General features: G+C 62.0%; 12 protein-coding genes and 2 pseudogenes. 6 read left to right on the top strand and 8 right to left on the bottom strand.

What is annotated here, in order from left to right; all coding sequences use genetic code 11:
* Both EN949_RS24220 and urtA read right to left on the bottom strand, forming a co-directional pair.
* Positions 1-523, bottom strand: a pseudogene (locus EN949_RS24220) (urea ABC transporter permease subunit UrtB); the annotation flags it as partial.
* 97 nt (positions 524-620) lie between these two features.
* Positions 621-1,931: an urea ABC transporter substrate-binding protein gene (gene urtA / locus EN949_RS24215; protein WP_013531849.1), complete on the bottom strand. Its 1,311-nt coding sequence runs from the start codon at positions 1,929-1,931 to the stop codon at positions 621-623.
* A gap of 312 nt (positions 1,932-2,243) precedes the next feature.
* Here urtA and EN949_RS24210 point away from each other — a divergent pair, with 312 nt between their 5' ends.
* Positions 2,244-2,657 (top strand): hypothetical protein, encoded by a 414-nt coding sequence (locus EN949_RS24210; protein WP_024503521.1) that lies wholly within the window; start codon positions 2,244-2,246, stop codon positions 2,655-2,657.
* 64 nt (positions 2,658-2,721) lie between these two features.
* On the opposite strand, the gene EN949_RS24205 is transcribed toward EN949_RS24210, so the two are convergent.
* The 3 genes from EN949_RS24205 to EN949_RS24195 all read right to left on the bottom strand — a co-directional run bounded on the left by EN949_RS24205 (position 2,722) and on the right by EN949_RS24195 (position 5,346).
* Positions 2,722-4,293 (bottom strand): GMC family oxidoreductase, encoded by a 1,572-nt coding sequence (locus EN949_RS24205; protein WP_013531851.1) that lies wholly within the window; start codon positions 4,291-4,293, stop codon positions 2,722-2,724.
* A 45-nt stretch (positions 4,294-4,338) separates the two neighbouring features.
* Entirely contained in the window at positions 4,339-4,869 is a 531-nt protein-coding gene (locus EN949_RS24200; RefSeq protein ID WP_127366433.1) for a gluconate 2-dehydrogenase subunit 3 family protein, read from the bottom strand.
* A gap of 81 nt (positions 4,870-4,950) precedes the next feature.
* Positions 4,951-5,346, bottom strand: a complete 396-nt coding sequence (locus tag EN949_RS24195; RefSeq protein ID WP_013531853.1) for a VOC family protein — start codon at positions 5,344-5,346, stop codon at positions 4,951-4,953.
* Positions 5,347-5,554: 208 nt separating this feature from the next.
* Between EN949_RS24195 and EN949_RS24190 the strand changes: the two genes are divergently transcribed.
* Entirely contained in the window at positions 5,555-5,860 is a 306-nt protein-coding gene (locus EN949_RS24190; RefSeq protein WP_013531854.1) for a ribbon-helix-helix domain-containing protein, read from the top strand.
* Between the two features lie 10 nt (positions 5,861-5,870).
* Here the strand turns inward: EN949_RS24190 and EN949_RS24185 are convergent, their stop codons facing one another.
* Positions 5,871-6,308, bottom strand: coding sequence for a VOC family protein (locus tag EN949_RS24185; protein WP_127366434.1), 438 nt, complete (start codon positions 6,306-6,308; stop codon positions 5,871-5,873).
* A 588-nt stretch (positions 6,309-6,896) separates the two neighbouring features.
* Here EN949_RS24185 and EN949_RS24180 point away from each other — a divergent pair.
* From EN949_RS24180 to EN949_RS24170, 3 genes are read left to right on the top strand one after another with little or no spacing between them, the layout of a single operon-like run.
* Complete coding sequence (locus EN949_RS24180) at positions 6,897-7,523, top strand: gluconate 2-dehydrogenase subunit 3 family protein (RefSeq protein WP_244514297.1); 627 nt, start codon at positions 6,897-6,899, stop codon at positions 7,521-7,523.
* Between the two features lie 2 nt (positions 7,524-7,525).
* Entirely contained in the window at positions 7,526-9,292 is a 1,767-nt protein-coding gene (locus tag EN949_RS24175) for a GMC family oxidoreductase (RefSeq protein WP_063173670.1), read from the top strand.
* Complete coding sequence (locus EN949_RS24170; RefSeq protein ID WP_127367115.1) at positions 9,289-10,506, top strand: cytochrome c; 1,218 nt, start codon at positions 9,289-9,291, stop codon at positions 10,504-10,506. The genes EN949_RS24175 and EN949_RS24170 overlap by 4 nt, the downstream gene beginning before the upstream one ends.
* Before the next feature lie 9 nt (positions 10,507-10,515).
* On the opposite strand, the gene EN949_RS24165 is transcribed toward EN949_RS24170, so the two are convergent.
* A complete protein-coding gene (locus EN949_RS24165) occupies positions 10,516-11,223 on the bottom strand; it encodes a DeoD-type purine-nucleoside phosphorylase (RefSeq protein WP_127367116.1) in 708 nt (235 codons plus the stop codon).
* Positions 11,224-11,309: 86 nt separating this feature from the next.
* Positions 11,310-13,883: an ATP-binding protein gene (locus tag EN949_RS24160; protein ID WP_024503530.1), complete on the bottom strand. Its 2,574-nt coding sequence runs from the start codon at positions 13,881-13,883 to the stop codon at positions 11,310-11,312.
* A gap of 225 nt (positions 13,884-14,108) precedes the next feature.
* On the opposite strand from EN949_RS24160, the pseudogene EN949_RS24155 reads away from it, so the two are divergent.
* Positions 14,109-14,523: pseudogene (locus EN949_RS24155) on the top strand (flagellar biosynthetic protein FliO); the annotation flags it as partial.

Genomic DNA, 14,523 nt, shown 5'->3' with positions numbered 1-14,523 from the left:
GTTCGAGCAGAGCCTTGACGCTGGCCACGGTCTCGCTGGTGATTGCCGCATCGAGCGGTCCGATGTTTGCGGCGTCGGGCGTCTTGAACATGGTGTCGGCGGCGGCAATGCGCACGGCCGGATCCTTGGCGCCAAGCGTCAACGTGCCCAACGCATCGCGGATGACGCGACGCAGCGTGTTGTTGACCTTGATCTTGGTGATGTCGTCCTTGGCCGCCTCGCCCGATGCCTCGCCGCTCAACGGGTCGGAAAGCTGGACGCTTTCGCCCGCTTCCTTGCCGACAAACACCAGGGAATCAGCCTTGCGGACATAGAGGTTGCCGTCGGCAAGTGCCGCAAGCGGCCGCTCCACCGCCGGGTCGCCGGCGGCTGCCAGTTCGTGGACGACGGCTCCGATCTCGGAAAAGCCCTTGGCCGTGGCGAATTTGGCGATGATGCCGCGCAGATCGGTTTCGCCAGCGCCCGATGACGACAGTGTCGCCAGCAGGAACAACAGCATCAAACCCGTGCGGATTAAGGTCATCGGTTTCTGGTAACCCCTGAAGGTTGAAGTGGGCGTCCGGACGGCGGAGGAAGCCGTCCGGACGCGCGCGGTCTGACTGGGTCAGCCCTGGGAGGGATCAGTTCGTGCCCTTGCCGCCGCACTTGCCGGTGGCAACATTAAAGTTGCCGCAGGACAGAGGCGCGCGCCAATCCGAGATCAGGTCCTTGGAATCAGGCAGATAGTCGGACCATTCGTCGCCCATCACCAGGCCCGGCGTGCGCGACACGGTCTCGAACTGGCCGTCGGCCTGGATTTCGCCGATCAGCACCGGCTTGGTGATGTGGTGGTTCGGCATCATCGTCGAATAGCCGCCGGTCAGGTTCGGCACCGACACGCCGATCATGGCGTCGATGACCTTGTCCGGATCGGTGGTGCCGGCCTTCTCGACCGCCTTCACCCACATGTTGAAGCCGATATAATGGGCCTCCATCGGGTCGTTGGTGGTGCGCTTGTCGTTCTTGATGAACTTGTGCCAGTCGGCGATGAACTTCTTGTTCTCGGGCGTATCGATGCTCTCGAAATAGTTCCAGGCGGCGAGATGGCCGACCAGCGGCGCGGTGTCGAGACCTGCAAGCTCTTCCTCGCCGACCGAGAAGGCCATGACCGGAATGTCCTCGGCCTTGATGCCCTGGTTGCCGAGTTCCTTGTAGAACGGCACGTTGGCGTCGCCGTTGACGGTCGAGACGACGGCGGTCTTCTTGCCGGCCGAACCGAACTTCTTGATCGCTGAAACCTCGGTCTGCCAGTCGGAGAAGCCGAACGGCGTGTAATTGACCATGATGTCTTCAGCCGCCACGCCCTTGGCCTTCAGATAGGCCTCGAGGATCTTGTTGGTGGTGCGCGGATAGACGTAGTCGGTGCCTTCCAGCACCCAGCGCTTAACCGAACCGCCGTCCTCGCTCATCAGATAGTCGACCGCCGGGATCGCCTGCTGGTTCGGCGCCGCCCCCGTGTAGAACACGTTGCGCTCGCTCTCCTCGCCCTCATACTGGACCGGATAGAACAGGATGTTGTCGAGTTCGGAGAACACCGGCAGCACCGATTTGCGCGACACCGAGGTCCAGCAGCCGAACACCGCCGCGACCTTGTCCTTGGAGATCAGTTCGCGCGCCTTTTCGGCAAACAGCGGCCAGTTGGAAGCCGGATCGACGACCACCGCCTCGAGCTTCTTGCCGAGCAGGCCGCCCTTGGCGTTCTGCTCGTCGATGAGCATCAGCATGGCGTCCTTCAGTGTCGTCTCCGAAATCGCCATGGTCCCCGAGAGCGAATGAAGAATGCCGACCTTGATCGTGTCGTCGGCGGCCTTGGCCGGAGCCGACATCAACAGGCCGGCGGCGACCGCACCAGCCGAAAACATTTTTGTTATTGTCGAGAAATTACCCCTCATATTACGGACTCCCAAGCTAGTTGATTGCACCGCAACACTACAATGCAACCCCCATGCCAACCGCTCCAGCGATCCTGAAAGGGTGCAAATAGTTCATAGATATCAGCGCCTTGGATATAGCGGCTTCCAAAACAAAGAGAGCCGGCCAGAAATCGATTGAGGGAAATTTGCGCAGCTTACACAGTTTTTGCCTAATTTTCGCTCATTCTCCCAGACTGCCTAGATTTTGATCTGAATAGCGGCGCCTTGGGCGACCGATGTTGCGGCGCGGTGCAAAAATAGGGCAAGCTCGCTCTTCAAACGAGCGACGTCATGATTTCAGGGATTTCACGCTTTTTCATCGGCATACTGCTTCTGGCTGCAGCAACCGGAGCCGCGCGAGCCGATTTCAGCGATGGCAAGATGCCTGACGGCACCTATCATTGCGAAGTGTACCTGCTTGGCATGTTCCTCAGCCTCGGCGACATCACCATCAAGGGGAACGTCTACAGCGGCCCTGTCTACACCAGCCTCGGCGGCTTCGGCCCCGCTCAGCAAGGGTACAACTACCAAATGGATGCGAACGGCGTGATTTCCTGGCTGGGACCACTGGGCGGCTACACCGCCGGCGGCAACTCGCTGTCGCTGACCCAGGCGACGCTTGACGGCGAAACCGTGCCCTCCTTCGACATCATCATGAAGCAACCCGACGGCGCCTTCACCGCATCGACCTGCACCAAGCAATAAGGCGGCAAGAAAAAGGCGCGGAACCTTGCGGGTTCCGCGCCAGCAGCCTGTCGGGAGGATGTGACTAGATCGTCTTTGCCGACATCTGCGCGGCGATGTAGTCGGCCTGGCGGATCGCCAGCGACACGATCGTCAGGGTCGGGTTTTCGGCGGCCCCGGTGGTGAACTGGCTGCCGTCCGACACGAACAGGTTCTTGATGTCGTGCGCCTGGCCGTGCTTGTTGACGACGCCGTCTTCCGCTTTCTCGCTCATCCGGTTGGTGCCCAGATTGTGAGTCGACGGATAGGGTGGCGTCGGGAAGGTGCGGGTGGCGCCGACCGCATCGTAAAGTGCCGTAGCCTGTTTGTAGGCGTGGTTACGCATCGCCGTGTCGTTCGGATGGTCGTCGAAATGCACGTCGGCGATCGGCATGCCGTGCGCGTCCTTCTCGTCTGCATGCAGCGTGATGCGGTTCTCCGCGCGCGGCATGTCCTCACCGACGATCCACAGGCCGGCCATGTGGTCGTAGTGATCGAGTGCGGTGGTGAACGAGCGCCCCCAGGCGCCCGGATCGAGGAATGCGGCCATGAACGGCAGGCCGAGCGACAGCGTCTCGAACTCATAGCCGCCCACGAACCCACGCGACGGATCATGCCGCGCCTCGTCGCGGATGATGCCGGCCATGGTGGTGCCGCGATACATATGCACCGGCCTGTCGAAGATGGCATAGACTGAACCGGTCGTGTGGCGCATGTAGTTCTTGCCGACCTGGCCCGACGAATTGGCAAGCCCATCGGGGAATTTTCCCGACGCCGAATTGAGCAGCAGCCTTGGGCTCTCGATCGAGTTGCCGGCAACCGCGACGATGCGCGCCTTCTGCTCCTGCAGCTTGCCGTCCTTGTCGGCGTAGACGACGCCGGTCACCTTTCCGCTGGCGTCGTGGTTGATCTTGATCGCCATGGCATTCGGCCTGACTTCGAGATGGCCTGTCGCCTCGCCCTTGGGGATCTCGGTGTAGAGCGTCGACCATTTGGCGCCCCATTTACAGCCTTGGAAGCAGAAGCCGGTTTGCTGGCAGGAATTACGATCGTCGCGATCGACCGAGTTGATGGCCATGTTGCCGGTGTGGCATTCCTTGTAGCCGAGCTTGTCGGCGCCGGCCTTCAACACCTTGAAATTGTTGTTGCCCGGCAGCCGCGGCCAGTCATTGGTGCCGGTGACGCCCATCTTGGCCTCGGCCTTGGCGTAGTAGGGCTCCATCTCGGCCAGCGTGATCGGCCAATCGAGCAGGTTGGCGCCTTCCAGTTTGCCATAGGTCGAGAGCGTCTTGAACTCGTGCTCCTGGAAGCGCAGCGAGGCTCCCGCCCAATGCGTGGTCGAACCGCCGACCGACTTGACGATCCAGGCCGGCAGGTTCGGAAAATCCTTTGCCACGCGCCAGTCGCCGGACGTGGTGCGCTTGTCGGTCCAGGCGAGCTGGGCGAACGAACCCCACTCGTCATTGACGAAATCCTCGTATTCGTGGCGCGCGCCGGCTTCCAGGATGACGACGTCGACACCCTTCTGGGCAAGTTCGTTGCCGAGCGTGCCGCCGCCGGCGCCCGAACCGATGATGACGACCACGCCGTCGTTATTCAGATCAAATGAAGCCGCCATGGTTTCCTCCCATGATTTCTGTTTGCGGGTTCAGGAACGACGGGTTCAGAGCCACTCGATGTCGTCGAAACCGCGCGCGATGTAGCCGCCCTTGGAATAGGACTCGCCCTCGTAGCCGAAGATCGGCCACACCTCTTTCTGGTTGTAGAGGCCGACCACAAGGCCGCCTCTGATGGCCTGGAAAAACGGCGTCGCCTCGATCTGCTTCAGCATCGCGACCCGCTGGTCCTCCCAGCCAAGGCCGCGATAGCCGCCGCCGCCGGATTTCTTGTCGAGGTCGGCGATGCCATCCTCGAGCATCGCCTTGTAGGCGGCGTCCTTGCCGGCCTGCTCGTCATGACCTTTCACGGCAATGGCGTAGTATTTGTCCGGCACCTGATCGTGCGGATAGATGTCGCGCGCCATCTGGATCAGCGTCGCCATGGTTTCGGGCTTGAGTGCCGATGTCTCGAGCCCCCAGGCATGTTCAGGACTGATGACGGCGCTACCGGAGATGACGAGCAGCGCACCGATGCCGCCGCGTTTGAGAAGCTCGCGACGTGAAAACCCGGGCTTCGCGTCATAGATCGTGACCATTTTATTCCTCCCTGCTTGCTATGTGCACTGTTGAGAGTGCGTTTGCTGGCGCCGCACCTGCCGGCGCGACTGCTATCTCTCCTATTGGAAGCGACCTCCGCGCTGCAGAACCTCGATCTTGTAGCCGTCGGGGTCCTCGATGAAGAAAAAGCGGGCGATCAGCGATCCGTCGCGGTTGAACTCGACGATCTTCTTCGGATTCAGGCCAAGCGCACCGAGACGGTCATGTTCGCTGTCGAGGTCGGCGACGGAGACAGCGAAGTGACCGTAGCCGTCGCCGAGCCCGTAAGCTTCCTGCCGATCCTTGTTCACGGTCAGTTCGAGCTCGAACCCTGCCTCGGCATTGCTGAGGTAAAGGAGCGTGAATGTCTCGAAATCCAGCCTGTCGGCGACATTGAGCCCGAAGGCGTTTCTGTAGAAATCGACCGATCGGGCCTCGTCGAGAACCCGGATCATACTGTGGATCGCCTTGGCCAAATCAGTCTCCGCGCTGGTGTGGAGGCGATTATGCGCGGCACGGATAAAAGGTGGTGGCAGCCGGTTACCACGCCCGCAGCCGCGAACGGGACGAAAGTCCGATTGCCGGACCGGCAATTTTGCCCGAGAATACGTGTGGGGACAGGTCAAGCAGTATCAAACTGCACGCCCGTCCACCCAAGACCAACAATCATGGGAGGTTTGTCGGATGTGCAGGGTGTTTGCGGGCCAGGACCCCGAAGGCTATCGCCAGATCAACCGCTCGATTCGCATCGACGGTCACTCGACCAGCATCCAGCTCGAAGCGACGTTCTGGGCGTTGCTTGACGAGATCGCCGAAAACCAGAACCTGACGACGCCGAAATTCATCTCCAAGCTCTATGACGAAGCCATAGAGATCAACGGCGCCATCCCGAACTTTGCGTCGATGCTGCGCACCACCTGCGCGCTCTATCTGCGCGGCCATCGGCCGGGGATGGATGAGCAGATGGTGCCGAAACGGGAGGCTGCTTAGCGCATTGCGCTCAGCTGAGTTCTTGCGCGAGCCCGATGAGAAGCCCTCCAGGCCCTCGAATGTAGCAGAGCCGATACACGTCTCTATACTGGACAACTTCGCCTTCGAGCCGCGCACCGCGATTGCGGAGCCTTTCAAGCGTCCCGTCAATGTCGTCCACGGCGAACATGACGCGGAGGTAGCCGAGGGCGTTAACCGGGGCGTTGCGGTGATCCGAGACGACAGGCGGCGTGAGGAAGCGGGACAGTTCGAGCCGGCTGTGGCCGTCCGGCGTCCGCATCATGGCAATCTCGACGCGTTGATCGCCCAGTCCAGTGACACGTCCGGCCCATTCTCCTTCGATCATGGCCCGCCCTTCGAGCTCAAGGCCGAGCTCGCCAAAGAAACCAATCGTCTCTTCGAGGTCATCGACGACGATTCCTATGTTGTCCATCCGTTTGAGCGCCATGTGTTCAGTCTACAAGGCGTCGTCCAGGTCGTAAACTCATTAGGCTGCTTGCCAGCTGAGCAGGTATGATCAAGGGGTCCGGAACGCCTCGTGATACGTCGCGGTGGCGCCCTGGTGTCGACCACTACCTCGAACGCCAGCCGGTCTGTGGCTGTCCCTGATTCATGCCTGATGGCACGATGCTGTTTCTATCGGTCCAGTATCCGGCCGCGTATGCCAGGACCCTCTGCAAGAGGCGACGCTGCAGCCCAAGTTCCGAGCGAAAACCGGCTTCCAACAGCACAAGCAGACCTGATCGACAGTAGACCAAACCCTCGCTAACGATTTTGTGATGTGGTTGACGAGGTCATTTTCATCTCGCAGTCTATCGGCATTCGATCTGCGGCTTAACCTAACTATCGTTGTCATGAATACTTGGGAATCACTTCCCAAGCGTGCTCTCTTATTTTTGAGATTCCTAATATGAACCGTCGCAACCCTGTCCGAATGAATCGGCGTCTTTTCCTGTCCTCGGTCGCAATGTTTACGGCAACCGCGACATCGGCCGGTTTTGCGCGATCGTTCTCGGGCACTTTGCCCTGGACGCCAATGACATCCGATCCACCGACGCAGGTCGTGGCAGGCGGCTGGCACTTTTTCTCGGCCCAGGAAGCAGCTCTAGTCGAGGCGATCGTCGACCGCATCATTCCGGCCGACGAACTCAGCATGGGCGGCAAGGAAGCCGGTTGCGCCGTCTATATCGACAGGCAGTTGATGGGGGCGTTCGGTGCGTCGAGCCGGCTTTACACGCAAGGCCCGTTTCTGCCTGGACTGCCCACCCAGGGCTATCAGGGCGAGGCCAATCCGGCGCAGCGTTACCGCACCGGGCTTGCCGCCATCGACGCTTTCCTGAAACAGCGGGACGGCAAGACATTCGTCGAGCTCGCACCGGCCGAACAGGATGCCTTCCTGACGGCTATGGAGGCCGGGAAGGTCGACCTGCCCAATGGCGTCAAGGGGCCGGGTTTCTTCGGGCTTCTGCTGCAGAACACCATGGAGGGGTTCTTTGCCGACCCCGTCTATGGCGGCAACAAGGACATGGTCTCGTGGCGCATGCTTGGTTTTCCAGGCGCCCGCTACGACTACCGCGACCATGTCAGCAAACACAATCAGCCATATCCGCAGCCGCCTGTCTCGATCATCGGGCGCCCCGAATGGCTCGGCAAAGGCGCCTGATCATGACCAACATACTGCCTCGCAAAGACGTCGTGATCGTCGGCCTCGGCTGGACGGGATCCATTCTGGCCCACGAATTGACCGATCAGGGCCTGGACGTGGTGGCTATAGAACGCGGCCCCTGGCGCGATACGGCAACCGATTTCAACATCGGCTACGCGCAGGATGAGTTGCGCTACAGCATCCGGCGCGACCTCTTCCTGCAGCCCGCCGTGGAAACCATGACGGTGCGCAACGACCCGTCGCAGAAGGCGCTGCCGATGCGCGATTTCGGCTCCTTCCTCCCCGGCAACGGCGTCGGCGGCGCCGGCGTCCACTGGAACGGCCACACCTGGCGGTTCTGGGATTCAGACTTTCAGATAAAGACCAATCTGACCAAGAAATATGGTGCATCGAGAATCGCCGATCTCCAGGTCGAGGACTGGGGCGTGACCGGCGCGGAGATGGAGCCCTATTACGACCAGTTCGAGTATCTGGCAGGCATCTCGGGCAAGGCCGGCAATATCAAGGGGCAGTTGCAGGAAGGCGGCAATCCGTTCGAGGATCCAAGGTCGCGGGATTATCCGAACCCGCCGATGCAGATGACCTACGCGCCAACCCTGTTCGCCGAGGTCGGCCGGTCGATCGGCCTGCATCCCTTCCCGACCCCATCCGCCAACATGTCGCGGGCCTATGTCAACCCGCTCGGCATCGCCATGGGTCAATGCACCTATTGCGGATTCTGCGAACGCTTCGGCTGTGCCAACTATTCGAAGTCGAGCGCCCAGACCACCGTCCTTCCGGTGCTGATGAAGAAGTCCAATTTCGAAGTCCGCACCGACAGCGAGGTACTGCATGTCGATCTGGCTCCCGGAGGCAAGTCGGCGCGCGGCGTGACCTACGTCGATACCTCTGGCGAGGAGTACTTCCAGCCGGCCGATCTGGTGCTGCTGTGCGCCTACGGCCTGCACAATGCCCGGCTGATGATGCTGTCCGGCATCGGCAAGATCTACGACCCCGGCAGCGGCGAAGGAACGGTTGGGCGCAATTACTGCTACCAGACAAACGCCGGCGTGCAGGTGTTCTTCGACGACAAGAACTTCAACCCGTTCATCGCCGCAGGCGCGCTCGGCCAGACGATCGACGATTACAATGGTGACGCATTCGACCACGGCGCGCTGGACTTCGTCGGCGGTGCGGGCATCAACTGCATTCCCACCAACGGGCGCCCGATCGGAACCAGGCCGACCTTGCCCGGCACGCCGAAATGGGGCAGCGCCTGGAAGAAGGCAACGGTCGAGGGCTACAAGAGCACGCTTGGCTACTCGTCCCAGGGAAGCAGCTACGCGACGCGCAACAACTACCTCGACCTCGACCCGACCTACAAGGACCGTTTCGGGCGGCCGCTGATGCGCATGACGTTCGATTTTCCCGACAACGACATCCGCATGTCGAACTATGTCTGCGACCGGATGGAGGAAATTGCCAAGGCGCTCGGCGGAAAGCAGTACGCCGTCAGCCGCCGCAAGAAAGGCTGGGACAGCGTCCCCTACCAGAGCACCCACAATACGGGCGGCGCCATCATGGGAACGGACCCGAAGAAGAGCGCGGTCAACACCTTCCTCCAGAGCTGGGACGTCCCCAATGTCTTTGTCATCGGTGCGTCGGCCTTCCCGCAGAATGCCGGCAAAAATCCGACAGGAACGGTCGGCGCGCTCGCTTTCCGCGCCGCCGATGCCATCCGCAATCAATATCTGCGCAATCCCGGTGCACCCCTGGTGCAGGCATGAACAAGCTCGTTCTCACGCTCGCCATCGGTGCTGCGGCCCTCACTGGCGGCCCGGCATGGAGTGCCGACCAGGCGGACCAGATCATACGTGGACAGTATCAGGCGGTGCTCGGCGACTGTGCAGGCTGTCATACGCGAGCCGAGGGCAAACCGCTGGCCGGCGGCCTGCCGCTCGAAACGCCGTTCGGCGCGCTTGTGCCGCCCAACATAACGCCTGACCGCGAGACGGGCATCGGCAGTTGGTCGGAAGCCGACTTCCGCAGCATGATGAAGTCAGGCATCGGCCACAATGGTGTGCGGCTCTACCCCGCAATGCCCTACCCCGCCTATACCAGGATGAACGATCGGGACATTTCCGACTTGTGGGCCTATCTGACGACGGTTCAACCGGTATCGAACAAGGTCGAAGCCAATCAGCTGCCGTTCCCGTTGAACATCCGGCTGGCGATGCTGGGCTGGAATGCCCTCAACTTCACCGAAGCAAGCTTTCAGCCGGATCCCTCCAAGTCGGCGGAGTGGAATCGCGGCGCTTATATCGTCCAGGGCGCGGGCCATTGCGGCACCTGCCACTCGCCCAAATCCTTCCTTGGCGCCGATAAGGACAGCGAGTTCCTGCAAGGTGCCTCCCTGCAGGGCTGGTTTGCCCCCGACATCACCAACAATGCGCAATCGGGCCTGGGCAAATGGTCGGAAGAGGATCTGGTGAAATACCTCAAGACCGGCGTCAATGCGCATTCGATTGCCTCCGGTCCGATGGCGGAGGCCATCGAGAACTCCACGTCGAAAATGACCGATCCCGATCTCAAGGCGGTTGCAGTCTACCTCAAGAGCCTGGGCTCGGATGTCGACAGCGCCCAACCGGCAAAGCCTGACGCAACACGGATGACCGCGGGCGAGGCAATCTATCGCGACAATTGCTCGGCCTGCCATGGTGGAGATGGTGCCGGGTCAGGCGCGCTTTTCCCTTCCCTTGCCGGCAATTCGATCGTCGCGCAGGGCAGTTCCGAAACACTGGCACGGCTCGTCCTTGCCGGCAGCCAGGCCGTGCACACGGCCGATGCACCGACGACGCCCGCCATGCCTTCCCTGGCCTGGCGCCTGAAAGACCAGGAGGTCGCCGACGTCTTGACCTATGTGCGCGCCAGTTGGGGCAACGCGGCTCCTGCAGTCTCGTCCGGCGATGTCGCCGCCGTACGCAAGGGATTGACCCAGTAGACCCGTACTCTAGCTCTCTGCTGCGACGGCCAGCGCCAGACGGCTCATGTCGGTGAAAAGCGCCTGGCGCTCGGAATAGTCGGTCTGTTCGCCGGTCTCGATGTTGTCCACCACGACACACATCGACAACGCACGTGCTCCGAAATGCTCCGATATGCCATAGAGCGCGCTGGTTTCCATATCCACGGCCAGGGCTCCTTGCGCCCGTGCATCGGCAAAACGGGCACGCCCATCCGGGTGATAGAAAATGTCGCTGCAGACCGTCAGGCCGACATGATGGTCGATGCCAAATTCTACCGCCTTGGCCCGTGACGATGCGAGGAGCGCCGGGTCCGGGCCAGCCGGTCCATAAAGGCCGAAAACCTGGCCGCTCTGGGCGCTTTCCGCCTGAGCCGATTGCGAGATGACAAGGCTGCGCAGCTTTGCCTTTGCGGTCAGGCTGCCGCAGGTGCCGGTACGGATCAGCGTCCGGGCGCCATAATGGTCCAGCAGTTCATGCGCATAGATCAGAAACGATGAAACGCCGATGCCCGTCGCTTGAATGCTGATGGACTTGCCACGAAACAAGCCGGTGAAGCCAAGCGCGCCGCGTCGGCGATTGATGCAGCGCGGCGCTTCCAGGAACGTTTGCGCCATCCATTCGGCGCGCTGCGGGTCGCCCGGCAACAACACCGTGTCGGCATAGTCGTCCTTGTCCGCTTCGTTGTGCGGCGTCACCGGTTGCTCCCCTAAGCCTTCCTGCCGTTCACCCCTCAATCATGGCGTTGTCACGGCGTTGCGCAAGGAGGAACATGGGGAAGGCTCTAGGACTCCAGCACGTCCTTGACGATCGTGGCCAGTTGCTTGAGCGAAAACGGCTTGGGCAGGAAGCCGAAATGCGCATCTGCCGGCAGGTTTCTGGCGAATGCGTCCTCGGCATAGCCGGACACGAAGACGAACTTGATGTCGGGCTGGCGCTTGCGCAATTCGCCGAGCAGCGTCGGCCCGTCCATTTCCGGCATCACCACGTCGGAAACGACGATATCGACCTTGCCGCCCAGCGCCTCGAACACTTCCAGCGCCTCGACGCCCGACGACGCCTCGTGCACGGTGTAGCCGCGCGAGGTCAGCGCCCGCATGCCGCCCATGCGCACGGCATCCTCGTCCTCGACGAGCAGCACCGTGGCCGAGCCCGACAGATCCTTGGCCGGATCGGCGACCTTTGCCGGCGCCGCCGGCGCATCGCCGGGCTCGCCTGCCTTTTTCGCTTCGGCGATGTGACGCGGCAGGAAAATGCGGAAAGTCGAGCCTTTGCCGACTTCGGAATCGCAGAAGATGAAGCCGCCGGTCTGCTTGATGATGCCGTAGACCATCGACAGGCCAAGGCCGGTGCCTTTGCCGACTTCCTTGGTGGTGAAAAAGGGCTCGAATATCTTCTTCAGCACGTCGGGCGCGATGCCGCTGCCGGTGTCCTCGACTTCGACCACGACATAGTCCGCCGGGGCGAGTTCGCGGTAGGAAAAGGCCTTGCACTCCTCGGCGGTTACATTGCGGGTGCGCACGGTCAGATCGCCGCCCGCCGGCATAGCATCGCGCGCGTTGACCGCAAGGTTGACCACCACCTGTTCGAACTGCCCGATATCGACCTTGACCGGCCACAGGTCGCGGCCATGGTCGACCTTCAGCTTGATGTCGTTGCCGACAAGGCGGGCCAGCAGCATCCTGAGATCGGCGAGCACGTCGGTCAGGTTGAGCACTTCCGGCCGCAATGTCTGCTTGCGCGAGAAGGCCAGCAACTGCCGCACCAGCGAAGCCGCCCGGTTGGCATTCTGCTTGATGTTCATGATGTCGGGGAAGGACGGGTCCGACGGGCGGTGATTGGTCAACAAAAGGTCGGACGCCATGATGATGGCGGTCAGCACATTGTTGAAATCATGCGCGATGCCGCCGGCAAGCTGGCCGACTGCCTGCATCTTCTGGCTTTGCGCCATCTGCCCTTCCAGCGCTTTCTGCTCCGTTGTCTCGACGGCGTAGACGATGGCCGACTCCTCGGCGCCCTCGCCGCCGGTGCCGTCGGCGACGGCGTTGACGTAGAAGCGGATGTGCCGTTCGTCGTTGCCGGGCAGAAGCGTGTCGATCGGCTCGATGTCGGCCTGCCGCTGCTGCGCTTTCTCGAAGGCAGCCGCGAAGGCCGGCCGGTCGCGTTCGTGGATTACCGTGTCGAGCCGCACGCGACGGTCGACGGCGTCGCGATCGACGACAGACGAAAACAACGACAAAAACGGCGCATTGGTGCGCAGGATGCGTCCGTTGTGGTCGACGCCGGCGATTGCCATCGGTGTCGAGTTGAAGAAGCGGGTGAAGCGCACTTCCGAAGCCCGCAAATCGGCAGAGGCATCCTCGCCTTGCGTGCGGTTGAGCACGATCGTGCGTGTCGGCCCATTCAATCCTTCGCGGCTGGCCGAAACGCGGTGCATGAAGCGCACCGGCAGCGCTTCGCCCGTCATGGTCGTCAAATCGAGATCGATCACCGCGTTGCGTGTGGTGCCGGGGTCGGCCTTGACCGAGCGGACCAGCGCCATGCCGTCGCCGGCCACGATCTCCGACAGAGACACGGCGCCGGGCGTGAAGCTGGTGAGGTCGATGCCCAGCCATTCGGCGAGCGTGGCGTTGATGTAGGTGACGCGGCCCTCCTGGTCGGCCGAAAAGAAGCCGGCCGGCGCGTGGTCGAGGTGATCGATCGCCTTCTGCAGATCGAGGAAGAAGCGCTCCTGCTCGGCCCGCTCCTGCGAGATATCGGCAAGCTGCCAGGCCAGCATCGGCAGCCGCTGGCCTGGAACGCTGAAGGCGCGGGCGCGCGCGCGGTACCAGCGGGCGCCCGGCTCGGCACCGGGCCGAATGGACTGTGCGAGCCTAAACTCGCCGTCGCCCGGCTGGCCGTCGCGAAGGCCGGACGCCAGGCGATAGATCGTCACCGAGGCTTCGGGGACATCCGAGAGCAATCCCTCGACGGTCTTCAGATCGGCAGCGGACGATGCTCCGGTCATATCCGCATAGGCGCGGTTGGCGTAGACGACGCGGCCCTTGGTGTCGGTGACGAGAAGCCCCTGCGACATCGAATCGACGAAGGATTTCGACAGTTCGTCGCCTGTCGAGCGTGGCGTGACCTGCACGAAGCCGATTGCCGTCGCGAACAGGAAGCCGACGCCGATCATCGCCAGCACGCCGAGCATGCCGAGCAGGAAAGGATCGCCGAGGCGCTCGCGGAAAAGACCGAAGACGATCGCGGCCCCCGTCAGAACGACGATGAAAATGATAAGCCGGGTAACCGCGCCCGGTCGCGTATTCTGGTCGACGATCGGTACCGGATAGAAATCGCCGCGCGCTTCCTTGGCCATGTGCCCCCTGCTCGTGAATTCCGGTGTTCCGACACCCGCCCCGTACCGGGTTGAATCACATTCTCCTAGTCCGGAAAAGGCCTGGGCGGCAAATGTCGGATAAAAATGATGTCTTCCGGCCTTCGGAGTTTTTCAAGCTGTTCAACAGCGTGAAACGCAACTTGCGGTGGCCCGCTGCAACGGTCTAGTGTCTTATCACTTCCAAGGGGCGATCAGGGGAAACCAATGCAATGGCTCGATAGCGTGGCAGGTCCCGGTTATGCCGCAGCATTGTTGTGGACGTTTGCAGCGCTCGTCCTGCTGGTCATCGTTCTCGTCATCGTCAAGCTGGTGCGCAACCTGACATTCGGAACCTTCGTCGCCGGCGGTCGGAACCGCAAGACGCGACTGGCCGTCATGGATGCCACCGCCGTCGACAGCCATCGCAGGTTGGTGCTGATACGCCGCGACGACATCGAACATCTGCTTCTGATCGGCGGTCCGACCGACGTCGTCGTCGAGCGCGATATCCGGCTTTCGGCGCCGCGCCGGCCGGCATTGACTGGAGATGGCGGCTTGCAGCCGGTTCCGGCCACCGCTCCGACAAGGCCGCGTCCGCCGCAACCCGCTCCGCCGCCGCTGAGACAGGCACCCGCTCCAC

Origin of the sequence: Mesorhizobium sp. M7A.F.Ca.US.007.01.2.1 (assembly GCF_003998165.1) — a bacterium.
Classification (GTDB): Bacteria; Pseudomonadota; Alphaproteobacteria; order Rhizobiales; family Rhizobiaceae; genus Mesorhizobium; species Mesorhizobium ciceri.
This window is presented reverse-complemented; position numbering and strand designations above follow the sequence as displayed.

Coding starts and splice junctions, on each gene's coding strand:
- urtA (WP_013531849.1), bottom strand. CDS start 1,931: ATGAGGGGTAATTTCTCGACAATAACAAAAATGTTTTCGGCTGGTGCG.
- EN949_RS24210 (WP_024503521.1), top strand. CDS start 2,244: ATGATTTCAGGGATTTCACGCTTTTTCATCGGCATACTGCTTCTGGCT.
- EN949_RS24205 (WP_013531851.1), bottom strand. CDS start 4,293: ATGGCGGCTTCATTTGATCTGAATAACGACGGCGTGGTCGTCATCATC.
- EN949_RS24200 (WP_127366433.1), bottom strand. CDS start 4,869: ATGGTCACGATCTATGACGCGAAGCCCGGGTTTTCACGTCGCGAGCTT.
- EN949_RS24190 (WP_013531854.1), top strand. CDS start 5,555: ATGTGCAGGGTGTTTGCGGGCCAGGACCCCGAAGGCTATCGCCAGATC.
- EN949_RS24185 (WP_127366434.1), bottom strand. CDS start 6,308: ATGGCGCTCAAACGGATGGACAACATAGGAATCGTCGTCGATGACCTC.
- EN949_RS24180 (WP_244514297.1), top strand. CDS start 6,897: ATGACATCCGATCCACCGACGCAGGTCGTGGCAGGCGGCTGGCACTTT.
- EN949_RS24175 (WP_063173670.1), top strand. CDS start 7,526: ATGACCAACATACTGCCTCGCAAAGACGTCGTGATCGTCGGCCTCGGC.
- EN949_RS24170 (WP_127367115.1), top strand. CDS start 9,289: ATGAACAAGCTCGTTCTCACGCTCGCCATCGGTGCTGCGGCCCTCACT.
- EN949_RS24160 (WP_024503530.1), bottom strand. CDS start 13,883: ATGGCCAAGGAAGCGCGCGGCGATTTCTATCCGGTACCGATCGTCGAC.